This window comes from Bacteroides cutis, from assembly GCF_900241005.1.
Taxonomy (GTDB): Bacteria; Bacteroidota; Bacteroidia; order Bacteroidales; family Bacteroidaceae; genus Bacteroides; species Bacteroides cutis.
Genome location: NZ_OEST01000007.1, coordinates 1 through 20,185, shown reverse-complemented (window position 1 = coordinate 20,185; position 20,185 = coordinate 1). Strand labels below are relative to the sequence as shown.

At 39.0% G+C, this 20,185-nt stretch carries 14 protein-coding genes; 10 read left to right on the top strand and 4 right to left on the bottom strand.

Translation table 11 applies throughout. The features are described from left to right. The first annotated feature begins 41 nt into the window (after positions 1-41). Entirely contained in the window at positions 42-707 is a 666-nt protein-coding gene (locus tag C1A09_RS13715) for a response regulator transcription factor (protein ID WP_101545177.1), read from the top strand. A 16-nt stretch (positions 708-723) separates the two neighbouring features. Here C1A09_RS13715 and mnmA read toward each other — a convergent pair whose 3' ends face one another. Both mnmA and C1A09_RS13705 read right to left on the bottom strand, forming a co-directional pair. Continuing rightward, entirely contained in the window at positions 724-1,788 is a 1,065-nt protein-coding gene (gene mnmA, locus C1A09_RS13710; protein WP_101545174.1) for a tRNA 2-thiouridine(34) synthase MnmA, read from the bottom strand. Positions 1,789-2,019: 231 nt separating this feature from the next. After that, positions 2,020-3,306, bottom strand: a complete 1,287-nt coding sequence (locus C1A09_RS13705) for an O-acetylhomoserine aminocarboxypropyltransferase/cysteine synthase family protein (RefSeq protein WP_101545172.1) — start codon at positions 3,304-3,306, stop codon at positions 2,020-2,022. A gap of 171 nt (positions 3,307-3,477) precedes the next feature. Between C1A09_RS13705 and C1A09_RS13700 the strand changes: the two genes are divergently transcribed. Both C1A09_RS13700 and C1A09_RS13695 read left to right on the top strand, forming a co-directional pair. Continuing rightward, positions 3,478-4,842: a S41 family peptidase gene (locus C1A09_RS13700; RefSeq protein WP_101545500.1), complete on the top strand. Its 1,365-nt coding sequence runs from the start codon at positions 3,478-3,480 to the stop codon at positions 4,840-4,842. A gap of 8 nt (positions 4,843-4,850) precedes the next feature. Next, positions 4,851-5,708: a DUF4595 domain-containing protein gene (locus tag C1A09_RS13695; protein ID WP_101545170.1), complete on the top strand. Its 858-nt coding sequence runs from the start codon at positions 4,851-4,853 to the stop codon at positions 5,706-5,708. Here C1A09_RS13695 and C1A09_RS13690 read toward each other — a convergent pair whose 3' ends face one another. Beyond that, entirely contained in the window at positions 5,709-6,527 is an 819-nt protein-coding gene (locus tag C1A09_RS13690; protein ID WP_101545168.1) for an alpha/beta hydrolase, read from the bottom strand. Between the two features lie 85 nt (positions 6,528-6,612). Between C1A09_RS13690 and C1A09_RS13685 the strand changes: the two genes are divergently transcribed. From C1A09_RS13685 to C1A09_RS13675, 3 genes are all read left to right on the top strand, one after another. Then, positions 6,613-7,905 (top strand): hemolysin family protein, encoded by a 1,293-nt coding sequence (locus C1A09_RS13685; RefSeq protein ID WP_101545166.1) that lies wholly within the window; start codon positions 6,613-6,615, stop codon positions 7,903-7,905. 45 nt (positions 7,906-7,950) lie between these two features. Beyond that, positions 7,951-8,424 (top strand): copper resistance protein NlpE N-terminal domain-containing protein, encoded by a 474-nt coding sequence (locus C1A09_RS13680; RefSeq protein ID WP_101545164.1) that lies wholly within the window; start codon positions 7,951-7,953, stop codon positions 8,422-8,424. Positions 8,425-8,614: 190 nt separating this feature from the next. Further along, positions 8,615-9,616: a uroporphyrinogen decarboxylase family protein gene (locus tag C1A09_RS13675; protein WP_101545162.1), complete on the top strand. Its 1,002-nt coding sequence runs from the start codon at positions 8,615-8,617 to the stop codon at positions 9,614-9,616. Between the two features lie 125 nt (positions 9,617-9,741). Here the strand turns inward: C1A09_RS13675 and galB are convergent, their stop codons facing one another. Further along, positions 9,742-12,357 carry a beta-galactosidase GalB gene (galB, locus tag C1A09_RS13670; RefSeq protein WP_101545498.1) on the bottom strand — a complete coding sequence of 872 codons (2,616 nt, stop codon included), beginning with the start codon at positions 12,355-12,357 and terminating at the stop codon, positions 9,742-9,744. Between the two features lie 211 nt (positions 12,358-12,568). On the opposite strand from galB, the gene C1A09_RS13665 reads away from it, so the two are divergent. The 4 genes from C1A09_RS13665 to C1A09_RS13650 all read left to right on the top strand — a co-directional run bounded on the left by C1A09_RS13665 (position 12,569) and on the right by C1A09_RS13650 (position 20,101). After that, the gene (locus tag C1A09_RS13665) at positions 12,569-13,801 is read left to right on the top strand and encodes a site-specific integrase (RefSeq protein ID WP_101545159.1); all 1,233 of its coding nucleotides are present in this window, start codon (positions 12,569-12,571) and stop codon (positions 13,799-13,801) included. Positions 13,802-14,022: 221 nt separating this feature from the next. Then, the gene (locus tag C1A09_RS13660) at positions 14,023-17,151 is read left to right on the top strand and encodes a SusC/RagA family TonB-linked outer membrane protein (protein WP_101545156.1); all 3,129 of its coding nucleotides are present in this window, start codon (positions 14,023-14,025) and stop codon (positions 17,149-17,151) included. Positions 17,152-17,169: 18 nt separating this feature from the next. Continuing rightward, a complete protein-coding gene (locus C1A09_RS13655) occupies positions 17,170-18,642 on the top strand; it encodes a RagB/SusD family nutrient uptake outer membrane protein (protein WP_101545495.1) in 1,473 nt (490 codons plus the stop codon). Positions 18,643-18,973: 331 nt separating this feature from the next. Further along, on the top strand, positions 18,974-20,101 hold the full coding sequence (locus C1A09_RS13650) for a SusC/RagA family TonB-linked outer membrane protein (protein ID WP_245875042.1): 1,128 nt from the start codon (positions 18,974-18,976) through the stop codon (positions 20,099-20,101). The last annotated feature ends 84 nt before the right edge of the window (positions 20,102-20,185 follow it).

The window sequence follows — 20,185 nt, the reverse complement described above, 5'->3', positions numbered from 1 at the left end:
AAAAAGTGTACATTTGCAACGGAGTTTTATTTTAATTCATTATGAGAGAATTTATCATCGCAGACAACCAAGATATTACCAAAGCAGGTATGATGTTCTTGCTGGGCAGACAGAAAGACACTTCCCTGTTATTGGAAGCTGACAACAAGGCAGAACTGATACAACAATTACGCCTGCATCCCGAAGCGGTGGTTATTTTAGACTATACATTATTCGACTTCACCGGAGCTGAGGAACTCATTGTATTGCACGAGCGATTTAAAGAAGTAGACTGGCTGCTTTTCTCCGACGAACTGAGTGTCCCGTTCCTCAGACAAATACTTTTCAGCAGTCTGGCATTTGGAGTAGTAATGAAGGACAACTCCAAAGAGGAGATATTGACAGCTTTGCAATGCGCTTCACGCAAGGAACGTTTTATCTGCAATCATGTCAGCAACCTGTTGCTTTCGATAAACAACAATACATCTTCTACTACCCATCCCGCCATCAAAGATGACCTGCTGACGCCCGCCGAAAGGAATATTCTCAAAGAAATAGCTTTAGGGAAAACAACTAAAGAAATAGCCGCCGAAAGAAACCTCAGCTTCCACACGATAAACAGCCACCGGAAAAATATCTTTAGGAAACTAGGGGTGAACAATGCACACGAAGCCACCAAATATGCCATGAAGGCTGGAATTGTAGATCTTGTGGAATACTATATATAAGATGTAGCGGTTTATTCTATACACCAATCTCCCCGCTACCGATACAAAAACGGGAAGTTTCATCGTAAATTACCCCAAATTGTCCCGGGGCAATCCCCTGCAACCTATTCCCGGAAATAACACAATAACCCGAACCATCTTGCAACAATCGTCCTGTCATGAACTCCGGAGTATGCCGTATTTTGAACGTAACCGGTATTTCTCCTTTTATATCTTTCCACGGATTTTCTGTAATAAAATGGAAATCTTGCATAAAGAACCGATTACCATACTGTTTATCAGTATCATATCCGCGTGAAACATAAATTACATTTTCCGCTATATCCTTGCGTACCACAAACCAGGGTCCTCCACTCAAACCGAGTCCCTTGCGCTGACCGATTGTATGAAACCAATAACCGCGATGCATACCTATCACCTTCCCTGTTTCGAATTCTACAATTTTTCCTTCCTTTTCGCCAAGAAAACGACGGACGAAATCATTGTAATTGATTTTACCCAAGAAACAAATCCCCTGGCTATCTCGCCTCCGGGCGCTTGGCAACCCCACATTACGGGCTATGTCACGCACCTCGTGTTTCATCAGTCCGCCTAACGGAAACATGAGCTTGGAAACTTGCAAGGAGTCTATCTGGGCAAGAAAATCCGTCTGGTCTTTTATAGGATCAAATGCAGTACCGAGCCAAGTCTTTCCATTCTGCCGCATGGTAGTTGCATAATGGCCGGTTGCGGTAAAATCGAAATCCTTACCAACTTGCTGTTCAAAGCAGCCGAATTTGATTAGTTTGTTACACATCACATCCGGATTAGGGGTCAAACCGCGGCGCACCTTATCGATGGCATAAGCAGCTACGTTGTCCCAATACTCGCGATGCAAATCCACCACATCCAGTGAAAGCCCATAACGACGGGCTATGGCCGAAGCAATCTCCAAGTCCTCCTCGGTAGAGCAATCCATAAAATCGGCATCATCTTTCCCTATCTTTATGTAGAACAGAGAAGGATGATGACCTTGTTCACAAAGCAGATGTACAACAACCGAACTGTCAACACCTCCCGAAAGTAGTACAGCAATATCCATAATCAATTATCCAATTATCACCTTCCCCAAGAGAAACTTTCGTTTCCATAAAGGGGAACGCTCGTTTCCATAGTAAGAAACCGGCGTTCCCATTAAGGGAAACCGGCGTTTCTATTAAGGGAAATTGTCGTTTCCATTAAAGGGAACGGGCGTTTCCACCCATAGGAAACTACAAACATCTATATATCAACTTTTCACTCTTCAATATATCCGTCACCTTTTCACTCGTTTTCAGCACTTGTTCAATGCCTGCGACAAATCTTCCAACAAATCATCGATGTGTTCTGTTCCGATGGAAAGGCGGATTGTTCCCGGTTTGATGCCCTGTTCGGCCAACTCCTGTTCATTCAATTGCGAATGGGTAGTGGTGGCAGGATGGATAACCAGTGATTTCACATCCGCTACATTTGCCAGCAAAGAGAAAATCCGGAGATTATCAATCAACCGATGGGCTTCTTCAACACCTCCTTTCACCTCGAACGTAAAGATAGAACCGGCTCCTTGAGGAAAATACCTCTCATAGAGAGTATGGTCGGGATGCTGCGGCAATGAAGGGTGATTGACAGCGGCAACCTTAGGATGATTTTTCAGGAACTCAACTACTTTCAAGGCATTCTCTACATGACGCTCCACACGAAGTGACAATGTTTCGAGCCCTTGCAACAGAATAAAAGCGTTGAACGGACTGATAGTAGCCCCCGTATCTCGTAACAGTACCGCACGGATACGTACTGCATAGGCGGCAGAACCGGCAGCATCTACAAAACGAACACCATGATAACTGGCATCAGACTCAGTGAGTTGCGGAAATTTTCCGGAGGCCACCCAATCGAACTTACCACTATCTACAATGACACCTCCGAGTGACGTTCCATGACCGCCTATAAATTTCGTGGCAGAATGCACCACAATATCCGCTCCATGCTCAATGGGACGAATCAGATAGGGAGTACCGAATGTGTTATCAACAATCAAAGGAATTTTATGACGATGGGCAATCTCAGCGACGGACTCAATATCAATGATATTACAGTTCGGGTTTCCTAAAGTTTCAATAAATATGGCTTTCGTATTTTCCTGAATAGCTGCCTCAAAGTTCGACAAATCAGACGGGTCGACGAATGTAGCAGTGACTCCATAACCGGGTAATGTATGTGCCAATAGATTATAGGTACCGCCATAAATTGTCTTGGCAGCAACAATGTGGTCGCCTGCACGAGTGATGTTCTCGAAAGCGTATGTAATGGCTGCCGCACCGGAAGCTACCGCCAAACCGGCAACACCTCCTTCAAGCGCTGCGACACGTTGTTCAAAAACACCTTGTGTAGAGTTAGTCAACCGCCCATAGATATTACCCGCATCTTGCAGGCCGAAACGCGCCGCCGCATGGGCAGAGTTACGAAATACGTATGAGGTGGTTTGATAAATGGGTACTGCACGGGCATCCGTTGCAGGATCCGGTTGCTCCTGCCCTACGTGAAGCTGTAAAGTCTCAAAATGCAATTTCTTTGTTTCCATTGTCGTCTGTATTTTAATGGTTAATAATCGTTCCTATCTCCTGATGTTGCAAAGATAGAGGGAGAAAGCAGGGTAACCAATGACACAGTATAGGGAATTTTATACCATATTTATGGTAGATAAGCGAACTATTCGCTATTTTTGCAACGAAAATCAATGAAAAAGATACTGATGAAGAGAAGGAACCTGTTGCTGATCCCTCTATTGGGAATTCTTACGCTAACGACACTGTTTTCCTGCGGACAAGACCGTTGGCCTGAATATTATCCTTTGACAGGACGAGATTTATGGATAGACAGCGTTATGCGACAAGATTATCTGTGGTATGAGGATATCCCTTCACCCAAGGAACTGAATTATTTCCAAGAACCGGCGGCTTTCTTGAAAAGTCTTTTGTCTTCTTATGACAAAGGTTTTTCAACGGTAGATACTTTAGACAATACACCTGTGCCAAGTTATGGTTTCGACTATACTTTATATAAACTGGCAACGAGCGATACGGTATATAATGCCCTTATTTCATACGTCATTCCAAACTCTCCGGCTGCCAATGCCGGACTGGAACGAGGAGAATGGATCATGCTGATAGACGGCGATTCCATTACCAAGAAAACAGAAAAACTACTGGTAGACGGAGGTAACCGTGAACTGCTTATCGGGAAATATACGGTTCAGAAAGATGAAGAAGACAAAGAAATGGGTATCATCCAATCGGACCGGAATGTCAATCTTCCCGCCGCCCGTACGGTAACGGACAATGCTATCCATGCCCGCCGTATCTTCACTCTTCAGAATACAAACTTGATTGTCGGCTATCTGGCATACAATCAGTTTGTTCCCGGTTCCACAGACGGCAGCCAAGACTACAATGCCATACTGAGAAGTTTTTCTTCAGAGTGCAAAGAGGCAGGCGTCAATAACTTCATACTTGATTTGCGTTACAACCCGGGGGGAGAAATGGAGTGTGTGCAACTTTTAGGAGATATACTCGCTCCTGCCGACAAGCTGGACAGCCCATTGGCTTTCTTGCAATATAACAACAAGCAAAGCGCAAAGAACCGCGATCTCATATTGGATGCCCAACTGCTACAGGGAGGTGCCAATCTGAATTTATCTACCTTATACGTAATTACCAGCGGAACTACCGCCGGTGCTGCGGAAATGCTTATTAACTGTCTGAAACCTTATATGAACGTTGTTCTCATAGGACAGACTACGAAAGGAGAAAACGTAGGAACTGCCGTTTATCTGAATTCCCGATACCCTTGGGTGCTTCGCCCGGTTGTATGTGAAATCTTCAACTCCAACGGAGAGTCGGAATATGCCGAAGGTTTTAAACCGGACTATCCTATCAATGAAACAGCTTATTTGGCAAACTATCTTCCCCTGGGAAATCCGGATGAAACGTTACTCAACACAACATTGCAACTGATCGTTGGAAACATAGAATTGCCCAAACCAAGCAATACACGCATGACAGCCGACAAAAGTGTCATGATGAAACGGAATGTCCGCAAGGGACTGATTATAAAGTAAAAGCAATAATGAAAAAAGTAATCTTTGCTCTTTCACTTCTTCTTGTAGGAGTAACGTCTTGCGATAATCAGGAAGATACAGATAATGGAATTACAGAGGATAATTACCCAAAGGTTTCTTTTTCTAAAATCCAACTGTCGGAAGATAGTCCCTTTGAAGTAGGAGTCCCTACGGTTACCACTACTCAAACTTACTCCTATAACCAAGGCAAAGTAACAGACTTCACTACCTTACAAACTTATACGGTTGCAGGTGAAAAGGCCGGAATGAAATCGGTTACAACCATAACCTATAATGACAATCATCAGGCTATAGTGACCGATGATTATGGTAATGTGTCTACCTATACATTTAACGATAAAGGATATGCCACAAAATGTGTCCGGCAGGAAGCGGTTACTACCCGTACATATACTTTCTCTTATCTCATAAATACAGAGAATAAATATTATCTGAAGAAGATAACGGAAAGTCTGGATGAAGGAAAGATATATTCTTCCATCGATATTGATTATGAAAGTTACAGGACACTGCGTATTACCCAGAAAGTAGACACTCACGAGCAAAAATATACTGCAACTACTTCCTCCGGCAATGAAATTGCAAACCTGTCGGAAATACCATGCCTGTTCCTTGCAGAGATGTATCCGATGTCTTTACACTCAGCCGCCCTTTATGGAAAACTATTGGGAGAACCATTGGAAACTCTAATAACCCAGATTATTCCCGATGGAAATACGGGAAACAATGAAACCACCCATTATTCCTATAAAACTAACAATGAAGGGATTATTACGTCTTGCAACGAAACAATAAAAAGTGGTAATGCGAACTACGATCGCACCATAAACTATGTAATCGAATAATTATTTCTTAAAAAACTTACTGAAAAACAGTATTTGATAATCAATAGAATTATTCCAATACTTACCGTTATGCTCTCCGGGACGGGTGATGAAGTCATGATCGATATTACGTGCCAGCAAGCGTTTATGAAACTCCTTATTCACTTCAAGGAAGAAATCACTTTCACCGCAATCTATTATCAAAGCCAAATCTCCATTCTCAATCTTATCTATCTGATTGATGACGGTATGTGCATCCCAAGATGCTTTATTAGCGGCATATTCACCTAACTGTTCACTCATCTTCCAGTTCATTGGGAAAGGACGGATATCAACACCTCCACTTGTACTACCTGCTGCCCCAAATACATCTTTATGACGGAATGCATTCCACAATGCTCCATGCCCTCCCATACTGAGACCGGTGATGGCACGCCCTCTCCTATAAGGTATGGTAGCATAATGTATATCGGTGTAGTTTACCAGTTCTGAGGACACAAAAGTTTCATAACGATATTCCGGATTTTTCGGACTATCCCAATACCAACTGTTTTTACCATCGGGACACGCGAAGATAATACCTTTCTCATCAGCAATCTCTTTGAGTTCGGGTTTCAAGAGTAACCAACTTTCAGCCTTCCCTCCATAACCATGCAAAAGATAAACCACCGGACAAGCTTGAGGCTGTTGCCCGACAGCTCTGTCGGGAATGATATACACCACTTTGACACTTCTTTTCATGGACGGACTTTGTACATTTATGGTATCTACGCGTGCAGCCTGCATCACTAAAACAGGCAATACAGACAAAAGACTGAATAAGAATAATTTGCTTTTCATTGTTTAATCTTCTTAAGAGGTGACAATATTAACAATAAATATCTGAAAAACGTTATCTTTGCAGCAAAACTATTCATAACTTAATATGGAATTTATAATTATTCTATTCCTACTTATCTTGAATGGCATTTTTGCCATGTATGAAATAGCCTTAGTCTCGTCTAGTAAAGCACGTCTAGAAACGTTAGTCGGTAAAGGGAACAAAAGAGCTAAAGGAGTTTTAAAGCAACTGGAAGAACCGGAGAAATTCCTTTCTACCATTCAAATCGGTATTACTTTGATTGGTATTATATCCGGTGCATACGGTGGCGCTACCATTGCTAATGATGTAGAACCATTGTTCGAATTGATTCCGGGAACTGCTGCATATGCCGACACGCTTGCCATGGTTACAGTAGTGGCAGTCATCACTTATCTTTCGCTCATTATCGGTGAGTTGGTACCTAAGTCTTTGGCTTTGAACAACCCGGAAAAATGGGCAACGATGCTTAGTCCTTTTATGATTGTACTGACTAAGATTTCCTATCCGTTTGTATGTCTGCTCAGTGCTTCTACCAAGTTAATGAACAAGTTTATCGGGCTGAACAGTGATGAAGAACGGCAGATGACGCAAGATGAACTGAAAATGATCCTGCATCAAAGCTCGGAACAAGGAGTTATTGATAAAGAAGAAACCGAAATGCTGCGCGATGTATTCCGTTTCTCAGACAAAAGAGCCAATGACTTGATGACTCACCGCCGTGATATTGTCGTACTCCATCCTACGGATACGCAAGAAGAAGTGTTACGCATCATCCGTGAAGAACATTTCAGTAAATATCTACTGGTAGAAAGAGGTAAAGATGAGGTTATCGGAATAGTTTCGGTAAAGGATATTATTCTTATGATAGGTAACGACCAACCGTTCGACTTGCGGAATATCGCACGCGCTCCCTTGTTTATTCCCGAAAGTTTATATGCAAAGAAAGTTTTAGAACTCTTTAAGAAGAACAAAAATAAGTTCGGAGTTGTTGTAGACGAGTATGGAAATACGGAAGGTATCATCACCCTGCACGATTTAACGGAAAGTATCTTCGGTGACATCTTGGAAGAGAATGAAACGGAAGAAGAAGAAATCGTAATGAGACAAGATGGTTCAATGCTGGTAGAAGCTTCAATGAACATAGATGATTTTATGGAAGCAATGAACATCTTGAATTATGATGACCTGAAAGAAGAGGATTTTACTACCTTAAGCGGTCTCGCCATGTTCCTTATAGGACGTGTACCGAAAGCAGGTGACCTGTTCAGTTATAAAAACCTGGATTTCGAAATAGTGGACATGGACCGCGGAAGAGTGGATAAATTACTTGTTATCAAACGAGACAATGAAGAATAATCACGCTGTAAGCGTCTTTATATATTAACTTAAACTGTTAAAGCAATGAAAAAAGTAATGATGTTTGTAGCTATCGTAGCTGCATTGGTGTCCTGCCAATCAAAAGGAAATCAAAACAATGGTGTAATGGAAGAAGGCGCAATGACTGTAGTCGGTAACGATTCTTCTGCTGTGGCTGTATACGAAGGCATACTTCCTGCTGCCGACGGTCCGGGTATTCAGTATGTATTGAGTGTAGATAGCGTAGGCCCTGACGGTGAATGTGGTTATACATTGGTCACCACTTATCTGGATGCAGACGGACAAGGACAAGACAAGAGTTTCACTTCTAAAGGCAAAAGCAAGGTTATCCAGAAAGAGGTAAACAAAAAGAAAAAGACAGCTTATCAGTTGACCCCAGACAATGGAGAAGCTCCCGTATACTTTGTTGTGGTAAACGATACTACTTTGCGTTTGGTCAACGACAGCCTGCAAGAAGCGGTAAGTGATCTGAATTATGATATTATTCAAGTGAAATAGAACTAATACATATTCTTTTAAAAAGGACTGGGTTGTGTCAACTCAGTCCTTTTTTCATATAAAAAACAGTCATTTTAATATCAAAAACCGTTTTTGAGACAAAAGAGCAAAGTAATGGAACGATATTGAAAGTCTCATATTAACTACGCCCCTATCTTTGCAGCAACGAAACTGATAATGAGAAACACAAATGAAAAAGTTATTCTTCATATTACTTTGCATCACCACTTTGGTACAGGCACAAATCCCGACCAATAAACGGGAAGTGATGCAGCAGTTTCTAGATGGAACTTTAGACAAATCATACATACCTTGTGCGTTCTTTATGCATTTTGGTAAAGATGCCAAAGTCGGAGACAATGCAATTAATGCTCATTTGAGGTATTTCCTGTCAACAGGAATGGATTTTGTGAAAATCCAATTCGAGCAAGGATACGGACGTGTCCGTATCGAAAAAGCAGAAGATTGGGATTTGATAAAACCTCTGCCTGCTGATTTTTTTAAACCTACGTTAGATATAGTAAAAGGAATATATGATATTGCGGGAACTAATGCAATGGTTCTTCCAACTGTGTATTCCCCATTCCAGATGCTAATTCAAAGTGTAGGGGCAAAAACAGTAGTAGCCTATGCTACTAAAGAACCGGAACGAATTAAACGTGCGCTCGAATATTTTACCGAAGCATTAATAGGATATGTAAAAGCTTGTAAAGAGATTGGTGTAGACGGTTTCTACACTCCTACTCAGGGTGGCGAACAAAAATTCTATGGAACAGCTGATTTTTTTGAAACATTTGTTAAACCATACGACCTGAGAGTCATGAAAGAATGCAACACAAACACAAAATTAAATATTCTCCACATTTGCGACTATGAGGGCAGTTATGATGATTTAACCCGATTTATATCGTATCCGGGACAGATTGTCAATGCTCCCATAGAAGTAAATGGCAAACCATTCAGTTTACAAGATTGTGAAAGGTTGTTTAAACGTCCTGTAATGGGTGGTTTATATAGAAAAGGAACAATTTTAGAGGGAACTGTAAACGAAGTTATTCAAGAAGTAAACACATTAAAACACGATTTAATAGGTAAACGCTTCATATTGGGAGCGGATTGTACAATTTTGCCCAAAACTCCAATGGATAACGTGAGGGCTGCAATACAAACATCACATCATACTCACAAATAATTCATAGGCTTTTTAAATTCGTAGTTAATTGATAGGTATTATCTCATAGATTGATTATTTTTGGTTAGATTGTTTGGAAAAGCGGATGTTGTGAGACATCCGCTTTTTATTTGTTATCGACGATTTCATTCCACATCCAATACAATTTTCTGCTTAGGTAAACCTTTAGCTTCAACCGTCAACACTACTTTACCCGTTTTTTGATATTGACTACGAAGTATCACCAATGCCATACCGTTATATGCATTCCGTTCCGGCGCTTGGAATGAAGTCAGATCAGTGGCATCGCCGTTATCGGTAGCTGCAATCTCGGCAGGACCTGAAACAGAAAATTTCAAATGATTTTTAGCACGTGGAACCATACGGCCTTTAGAATCTACAATCAAAACGCGAACGAAAGACAGGTCTACCCCATCTGCTTTCAAAAACTTCTTTTCAGGCACTACTTGCAAGGCGGCTGGTTTTCCGGTTGTTTCAACAATTTCTTCAGCCCATTTTTCACCATTCTTATAAGCAACAGCTTTTAATGTTCCGGGTTCATAGCGCACATCCTCCCAAATCAGACGATCATAAGAATGCACTTTCTCTTTACGTCCCAATGATTTATTATTCAAAAACAATTCAACTGCATCTCCAGAGGTATATATATGTACAGGGGTAATCTCACCGATACGCTCTTCCCAATTCCAATGAGGCAAAATATGTACAGTAGGAACTTCCGGACGCCAATAACTTTTATAATTATAATAACGGTCTTTGGGGAAGCCGCACAAATCCACTATACCAAAATAAGAACTGCGGGAAGGAGTTTTGATTTTGCCTAACTCTTCCAACTCTCTTTTGGCTTTTTCCAATTCTTTAGGATCGCTGAAGTTCAGAAGGTTAGTCAGATCTTTATTATATGGAGTAGGCTCACCGATATAATCGAATCCGGTCCAGACAAATTCTCCACTCATAAAAGGATATTCTTCATTCATCTTAAATTGTGCTTCGGGAGAACATCCCCAACCAATAGTAGTCATATCGTATGAAGATAACTGAAACCCGACACGACTGTCATTGGGATCTGTCGTAACCGGAAAGAAATACTCTCCCCGAGAACTGGTGGCAGAAGAAGTTTCACTTGCATGGTACCTGCGCGTAGGATTTTGCTTTTTAAACTTAGCATAAGCCTGATGGCGATAATTTTGTCCCAATATATCCACATGATTTACTATATCCCGGAAAAGTGCGTTAGGATTATTGCAGCCTAAAGAAGTGGGACGCGTAGGATCTTCATCATGGCAGAAGGCAGTCAAACGATGTGCTATCTCTACACCCATATCCGTCATCTGCTCCATCACTTCATTACCGATACTCCACATAATTACTGATGGATGATTGCGATAATGACGTACTACTGAACGCATGTCAGCTTCATTCCAATCATCAAAAAGTCTGCTATAATCATTCTTTCTCTTACCCTTATGCCATGTATCGGCCAACTCCAATTGCATCATTAAGCCAAGACGGTCACAAAGAGCCACCAATTCCGGTGCCGGAGGATTATGAGAGGTACGTACCGCATTGGCTCCCATTTCTTTCATAATACGCAACTGTCTTTCTGCCGCCACTTCATTGAACGCAGCACCTAATGCTCCGAGATCATGATGCAGGCACACCCCTTTAATGGCTACTTTACGTCCATTCAACATAAAACCATTGTCATGTGTGAACTCAGCTGTACGGATACCAAAAGAAGTTTGATAAGTTTCCACTTCTTTTCCGTCCACAAATACACGATTTACTGCAACATAACAATGTGGAGAGTCTACATCCCAAAATTTAGGTTTACTGACACTGAAATTAAAACGTGCGGTTCCCCAACTTCCTTTTTTAATATCAATCTTCTTATCTGCTACCCGAGCCACTTCTTCTCCCGTTGGATTTCCATTTTCACCCTGATGATATATCACGGTATGAAGCGTTGCTTGTACATCAGACTCCTGATGATTTTCAATACGCACTCCCATTTCCATAACGGCTTTATCAGCATTTACAGAATTATTACGTATATCTGTTCCCCACTGAGATATATGTACCGGTGAAGTTTTCACTAACCATACATTCCGATAAATTCCTCCTCCGGGATACCAACGTGAAGCATCGTCCGGGTTCTCCAAACGGATTGCCAACACGTTTTGCCGTCCGGCCTTTACATAAGGAGTCAAATTTAAACGGAAAGAAGCATACCCGTATGGCCATCCACCTACATACTTCCCATTACACCAAACGGAAGCATAGGACATGGCACCATCTATATCCAAATAAATCTGCTTTCCTACATCCTCCTTCGGTAAATCAATCTTTTTACGATACCAGCGTATTCCCCAATAGGGTAATTTCCCGGTAGCTCCCACATAATCAATATTAAACGGCCCTTCTATAGCCCAATCATGCGGCAAATCCAGTTGTCTCCAATGACTGTCATCAAAATCCGTTTTAACGTAAGGTACATCATTCCCGGGATTTCCTTCAGGACGTTTGTACCTATCTCCAAAAATAAAAAAATCATTAGCACACGGAAGTAAATAGGACCTCAATCGAGAGTAATGTAAAGTAGAGTCAACTCCTGCCGGATCATTCTCTTGATAGTGCCAATCCCTATTGATGTTGACACGTTCCCGGGTTGGACTTCCATCTGCATAGGTGGTTTGCCATCCTAATACCAATAAACTCCAAAGGAAAATTAATTTCTTCATCATAACATTAAAATTGTTATCAATTATTATATTTCTATCTCTTAACAAAAATAAAAAAACACAATAACGTATACTATTAACTTTGTTTCAATTACTATTGATTGCGTATCAAAAAACATCCAATTCTATCTACATTTATCAACTTTGTATGCAATTTGTATGTTACAGCAATTTATCCAGAAAACATATTAATAATTTAATTAATTAGATTATGTACAAATACTCAAAAGACGGTGTTTCTGTACTCACTGTACTAGACAAAAGAAAAGCAAAAAAAAACGGATTATATCCCGTAAAAGTACAAGTCATCTACAATCGTAAACAAAAGTATTACTCAACAGGACAAGAACTTTCCATCGAAGAATGGAAATTACTTCCCAATAGTAAAATTCGTAAATTATCAACGGTACGTTCCAACCTGGAAAATAGCTTTTCGATTATCAAACAACAAGTTGAAACTCTTGTCTTCCGAGGAGAGTTCAGCTTTGATATCTTGAATGCTCGCTTAGGAAGATATTCCGGTATCTCCGTTAATTCTGTTTTCCTCAAAAAAATGGAAGAGTTAAAAATAAATGGACAAGCAAATACTTACCTCTCCTATAAAGGTACTCTAAATAAAATTGAACAGTTTGCAGGAAAACAAATCTCATTTCAGGATGTAACCATAAACTGGCTAAACAGATGTGAACACTTTTGGCTTTCAACAGGAAGTAGTTATTCAAGTATGAGTTTCTATTTCAGAAATCTAAAATGTATCATTAACATGGCTCGTAAAGATGGCATTATCAAAGAAAACCAGTATCCTTTTGGAAAAGGGAAATATGAAGTTCCCAACGGAAGCGGACGAAAACTCGCACTAACTCTGGAACAGATCAAACAATTAGTAACGTATAGTGATGGTACAGAAACAACCGAAAAATACAGGGATTTATGGTTTTTCTCCTATCTCTGTAATGGAATTAATTTCCGTGATATGCTCTTCTTACAATATTCCAACATCATAAATGAGGAAATATGTTTTATACGCGCTAAAACAGCCAGAAATACCAAACATAGTAAAATCATACATGCTGTCATCACCCCCGAAATGCAACATATAATCAACAGATGGGGAAACCCTAATATATCTCCGGAAACATACATCTTTCCATTTGCCAAGGGAACAGAAGATCCTTTTGAAAAGGTAAAGCTAATAAGAGAAGTTGTTACCGAATGTAATCAAATTCTCAAAAAAATAGCTCATGAAATCGGAATTCCCCGTATCACTACCTATTCTGCCCGCCACTCATTTGCCACAGTCCTAAAACGGAGTGGAGTCAACATAGCCTATATATCCGAAAGTCTCGGGCATTCCAACCTTATCATCACCGAGAATTACCTCGCCAGTTTTGAAGCTGATGAAAGAAAAAAGAACTCGGCACTATTAACAAAATTCAATCCATAATAATGAACGTATATGCAAATTGCATGTTCAAAACTCAAAAATAGACACATAACACAAATTATTTGTATAGATTAAATCAATCAACTAAAAGTAGAAAATCATTAACAAAACACATAACGTATTGATATTATGCGAAAACCCAAAACATGATTTTACTCAAAAAGATTATTAGGTATGAATCCTTAGTTAATTTAAGTCTAATTTTTTAATTTAATTTATTAATGGAAAAAAAAGAATGCAGATCAAAAACGCTATCATGGCGTATTTTGTTAGTACTTTTAAGTTTTTCTTTAAGTACGCTGGCACAAACTCAAAACATAACGGTAAAAGGTATAGTAGTGGATGCCAATAATGATCCTCTTATTGGGGTTACTATCGCTGAACAAAATACTACTAACGGAACGATTACCGATATAGACGGAAACTTTTCTATTCAATGTGCCAAAGGTGCAATCCTCAAATTCAGCTATATTGGTTATAAAGACGTAACAGAAACAGCAACAAGAACTAATTTAAAAATTGTGTTGATTGAAGACGCACAATCTTTAGAGGAAGTAGTGGTAGTCGGTTACGGAACTCAAAAGAAAGTAAACCTAACGGGAGCAGTATCAGCTGTCGGAGGAGAAGAACTTGCTAAACGACCTGTAGCAAACACTTCTACTATGTTACAAGGACAAATGCCTGGTCTTCGTGTTACTTCAGACCGTGGTATTCCCGGCGATGAAAATGTACAAATCCGTGTTCGCGGTCAAGGTACATATTCTTCTGCGGGTTCTAATCCTTTGATACTTATAAACGGTGTAGAAGGTGATTTAGCAACACTTGATCCTAATATGATTGAATCTGTATCTGTATTGAAAGATGCAGCTTCCGCTTCCATTTATGGTTCCCGTGCAGCTAATGGAGTTATATTAATTACAACTAAAAACGGTGCTGGAGTGAAAGATAAAGTATCTGTTGCTTATAATGGTAATTACGCTATACATACTCCGACAACCTTATTAGACTTGGTATGGGACTCTCCTACCTATATGAAATATTTCAATATAGCAAAAGATAATTCTGGTGCCCCAGCTACAGATCGTTATTCACAAGAAATGATTGATGCCTATACTAATCCATCTGATCGAGAAAAATATCCTAGTTTTGATTGGATTGATTATATGTTTAATCCAGCATTTGTTCAACAACATAATTTAAGTGTAGCCGGTACAGTAGGAAAAACCTCATATAATGCTTCTATCAGTATGGTAAAACAACCTGGTACAATGAAGGGACAAACTTATGAGCGATATAATGCTGCATTGGACTTGAAGTCTGAAATCAATAGTTGGGTTAAGTTTGGTATGTATTTTGCAGGAAGCCGTAGTTATCGTCAACAAACCCGTCAAGGAGATACTGATGCCTACTTGTCCACAATCTCTCAAGCACCAACTTATATGCCATGGTTACCGGATGATGGTTCAGGTATACGTAAATATACTTACAAAGCATATCAATTTGAAGGCAATAATAAAAACATGGTAGGTATTATTGAAACCGAGAACTTCAAGAAATATGTAAATACTGATATTAACGCACAAGCATGGATTGAATTAAATCTGGCTAAAGGATTATCTTGGTATAGCAAAGGAGCTATGCGTTACAAACAGACACATACCAAAGATTGGCGTGCACAAGTTACTCCAGTATATTGGTATCATTCCGGAGAGCCTGCTAACAACCTAAACACAGGAGGAACAGGATTGGATAGTGACATGGATTATAGTTCCTACTTCAACTTTTATACATATCTTAAATATGATTGGACTTCAAAGAAACATGACCATGATATTTCATTAATGGCTGGATATAATTTGGAAGCCTATAGATATGATATGGTTGGTGCTTATCGCCAGTACTATGATTTTCCGTTACATGAAATCAATGGCGGTACAGCTGCTGTACAAACCAATGAAGGAAAATCCGAAGAATGGGGATTGATGTCTGCTTTCTTCCGGGCAAACTACGCTTTCAAACAACGATATTTATTAGAAGTTAACGCTCGCTATGACGGAACTTCACGTATTGCCAAAAACTCTCGTTGGGGTCTATTTCCTTCATTTTCTTTGGGATGGCGTGTCACAGAAGAACAATGGATGAAAAATCTGAATTGGAATTGGTTGAATAGCTTGAAACTTCGTGGTTCATACGGTGTACTGGGTAATCAAAATATTGACCTATACTCTTATTATGCTGTACTTTCTACTGGTAAAGATTACAGCTTTGATAATTCAGAATTGACTTCAGGTGTAGCACAAACAGCTTTTAGTAATGTCGATCTGAAATGGGAGACTACAGCTATCGGGGATTTCGGTTTTGATGCAACTTTATTTAATGGATTGAATATTACTTTTGATTGGTATAAGAAAAAAACTTATGATATTCTCCGTAGGGCACAAGGAAACAACTTATTAGCTTTGGATGCACCTTATATAAATGGTGGAGAACTAGTAAATAAAGGAATAGAAGTTGGCTTATCTTATAATGGCTATGTTAATTCTGGTAAAATGCAGGGATTGTCTTATAATGCCGGCGTTTTCTTTGACCGATCACGTAATGAGTTAACCAAATATGGAGCTGACTACATCAATAACGGAACAATCTGTCGTGAAGGTTTACCTTATGAATCATTCTACATGCTTGAAGCCATTGGAATTTTTAAAGATGAGGAGGATGTGGCAAATTCCCCTAAACAATATAACGACAATACTCAGCCTGGTGATATTAAATTCAAAGATATTAGTGGTAAAGATGGAAAACCGGATGGTGTTATTGATGACTACGATCGTACCGTAATAGATGGACGTTTCCCCGATTTTGAATATACGATCAACCTTGGTGCTACATGGAAAGGATTTGACCTTTCAATAATGGGACAAGGTGTGCAGGGAGTAAAACACTATGCTAAAGATTGGGGTATTCAACCATTTAGACAAGGTTCCCCGATTTCTTGGGACTACATTGAAAATATGTGGACTGAAGAAAATCCAAATGGAAAATATCCGCGTTTGTATTATGATAATATGGGCGGAACCAAAAATACTCGCGCTAATTCTTTTTTCTTGTATAATGGGTCGTATTTCCGTCTAAAGAATTTGACATTTGGTTATACTATTCCTCAAGAATTAACACGTAAAATTAAAATTGAAAAGTTACGTGTCTATTTCTCTGGTGATAATTTGTTGACGATAACTAAGTTTCCTCAGGGAGGAGACCCGGAACGTAACTACACTTCCAAAGCTAACACCCGTCTTGTTTATTATCCACAAAATCGAATTGTATCATTTGGTGTAAATCTTCAGTTCTAATATACAAAAAACATGAAAATGAAAAAAATAGTATATATATCATTTTTCGTTGGAGCATTGGGATTAAATTCCTGTTCAAGTATTCTAGATACTCCTCCAACCTCAACACCTTCCGAAAGTGTGTATTGGCAATCAAAAGCGGATTTTGAATCAGCTTTAACAGCTTGTTATCAAGGTATGCAAGAAGAAACTTTATCATGGATCATTCCTACTTTTGACTGTTTGACAGATAATGCATACGGTAATCAGGGATCCAGTAAAATATACAATGCAGATATGATCCAAGCAGATAACATAGACCCTTCTACCACTGGTTTGATCGAAAATATTTATAAGGAAGCCTATAGAGCTATTGCTCGTATAAATATATTCATAGATCAACTGAATAAATATCAAGGTACAGACATTGCGTCTGTACGTAATCAGATGGAAGGTGAGGCTCTGTTTCTACGTTCTTATTGTTACTATTTATTGTATATGTTTTATGGAGAAGTTCCATATATAGATAAACCTTTGACCCTGGAAACACAAAATATGCCCAAAAACACATTGGAGGAGGTTTATACAAAATTGACAACGGACCTGCAATCCGCTATTAATAAAATGGATGATAAAACTTATAAAGAAGCAGGGGGACATGCAACTAAGGGGGCTGCTAAAGCATTGAAGGCTCGTGTTTTAATGTTTCATGCATATGGCGACGATGGCACAGTAGCTCATATGGATGATTTGGAAGAAGCTTATACATTACTTGGAACAATAACGGGATACTCTTTAGATGATAATTATGCAGATATTTTCCGTCCGGCCAATCAGGAAAATAGTAATGAGATTATTTTCTCCATTAAATATTTAGCTCCGAATAGTTATCATATCTTTGACAATTCATATGGTAATTATGGTATGCTAAATCCTGTAGAAGATCTGACTAAAGAATATGAAGAAGGAGATAATCGATTAAATCAGATTATTGCATTTAATGATGTATATCAATGGGAAGGTGGTGATATGATTAATCTGACTAAATCTAGTAATGGTAAACGTATGATCAAATGGCTACGTCCAGTATTAAAACAAAGTGATTTTTGGAACCAAACAGAACGTAGCGAGCAAGACATTGTAATTTTACGTTGGGGTGAACTTCTTTTACTAAGAGCTGAAGCAGCAAATGAATTGGGCAAACCTGGAGCAGCAGATATGGTAAAACTTGTAAGAAAACGTGCAGGTCTGGAAGCCCTTCCCGAAGGCTTAAGTCAAGAACAAATGCGTGAAGCTATTCGTCATGAACGTCGGGTTGAAACTCCATTTGAGTTAATTAGATATTATGATATGAGACGATGGAAAATCATGGATAAACTAAATGGTCTTGTATTAGATCCCCTCTATACAAATATCATTCCTGCATGGTCTAAAAAACACGAATACCTTCCATTACCACAAGGACAAATTGATTTTTCAAATGGTATATTAGTACAAAATCCTAATTACTAATATTTATATCTAATATTCCATGAATTTATATAAGGTGATGTATCCGCAGAGGGATACATCACCTTATTCTTTTATTGACTATTTTTATAACTAAAGTTTGTCATTTTTTAGTAATAGTACCTTCAATCATATAAAGGAGATCCGTTAATACCATTTCTCTATAATAAATATTTCAAGACGAAACAAACGCTTATAAATAATAATATTTTACCGCAACAAATTTTACTGTTTCAATTCCGTATTGATATTATGCGAAAATACAGAAGATGATACATCAGAAAAAGAATGAGAAAATTTGTTAAACCAAGTCTAATTTTAAAATGTAAAATTGATGAAACAGAAAGAACACGAATCAAAATCGCTAACATGGCGTATTTTATTGGTACTGTTAGGTTTTTCTTTGAGTATAATGGCGCAAGCTCAAAGTATAACAGTTATGGGAACAGTAGTAGATTCTAATGGTGATCCACTGATTGGAGTAACAATCACGGAAGAGAACTCTACTAATGGAGCTATTACAGATGTAGAGGGTAATTTTTCAATTAAATGTACTAAAGGAGCTACTCTTAAATTTAGTTACATTGGATACAAAGACGTTACAGAAACAGCAACAGGTACTAAATTAAAAATTGTATTAACAGAAGATTCACAGGCATTAGATGAAGTGGTAGTTGTGGGCTATGGTACTCAAAAAAAAGGAAGCGTTACAGGTAGTGTAACAAGCGTTGATGCAAAAGCTATTGAAGAATTTCCTTCCGCAAACTTATCTTCTGCTCTTGCCGGGCGTCTTTCAGGTGTTTATATTAGTCAAGGTACCGGTAAACCTGGAACATCTGCATCCTTCAGTGTACGTGCAAAAGGAACTCCCAATAACTCGGATCCACTTTACGTTATAGATGGAGTCGTAAGAGATAAAATGGCTTTTGATGCACTTGATGCCAGTGAAGTTGCTAATATTTCAGTATTGAAAGATGGTGCATCTGCCGCTGTATATGGTTCTCGCGCTGCAAATGGTGTTGTATTAGTCACTACTAAAAAAGGAGGTAATGTAAAACCAACTATCAATTATACAGGTACGGTAGGTATTGATGTTGCGGCCATGATCCCAGAAACTTTGACTGCTTATGAACACGCTACTTATCTAAATGATAGGGCTATTCAAGGTTATATTAACAATAAGATTTGGAATCCGAATGTGGAACAACAAGATCCCACAACAAAATCTTCCTGGTATACAGATGATGAATTAGCACATTTTGCATCTACAGATTATAGTTTCTTGGATGATGCATGGAAAACTCCATGGGCAACTCGCCACGCGTTGAATATCACAGGTGGTACGGAAAAAGTCCGCTATTTTATAGGAGGATCTTATTATTACAATGTAGGGTCCTTTGATAATTTGAAATATTCAAACACTACTGTCCAAAGAAATTTTCTCAGACATGATTTAAATTAGTTTATATTAATGCATTACGCGAATAAAATTTTTCCGGGATTTGATTTTATACTTTTGCAAATAGTATTGCAAGAGATAGAAATC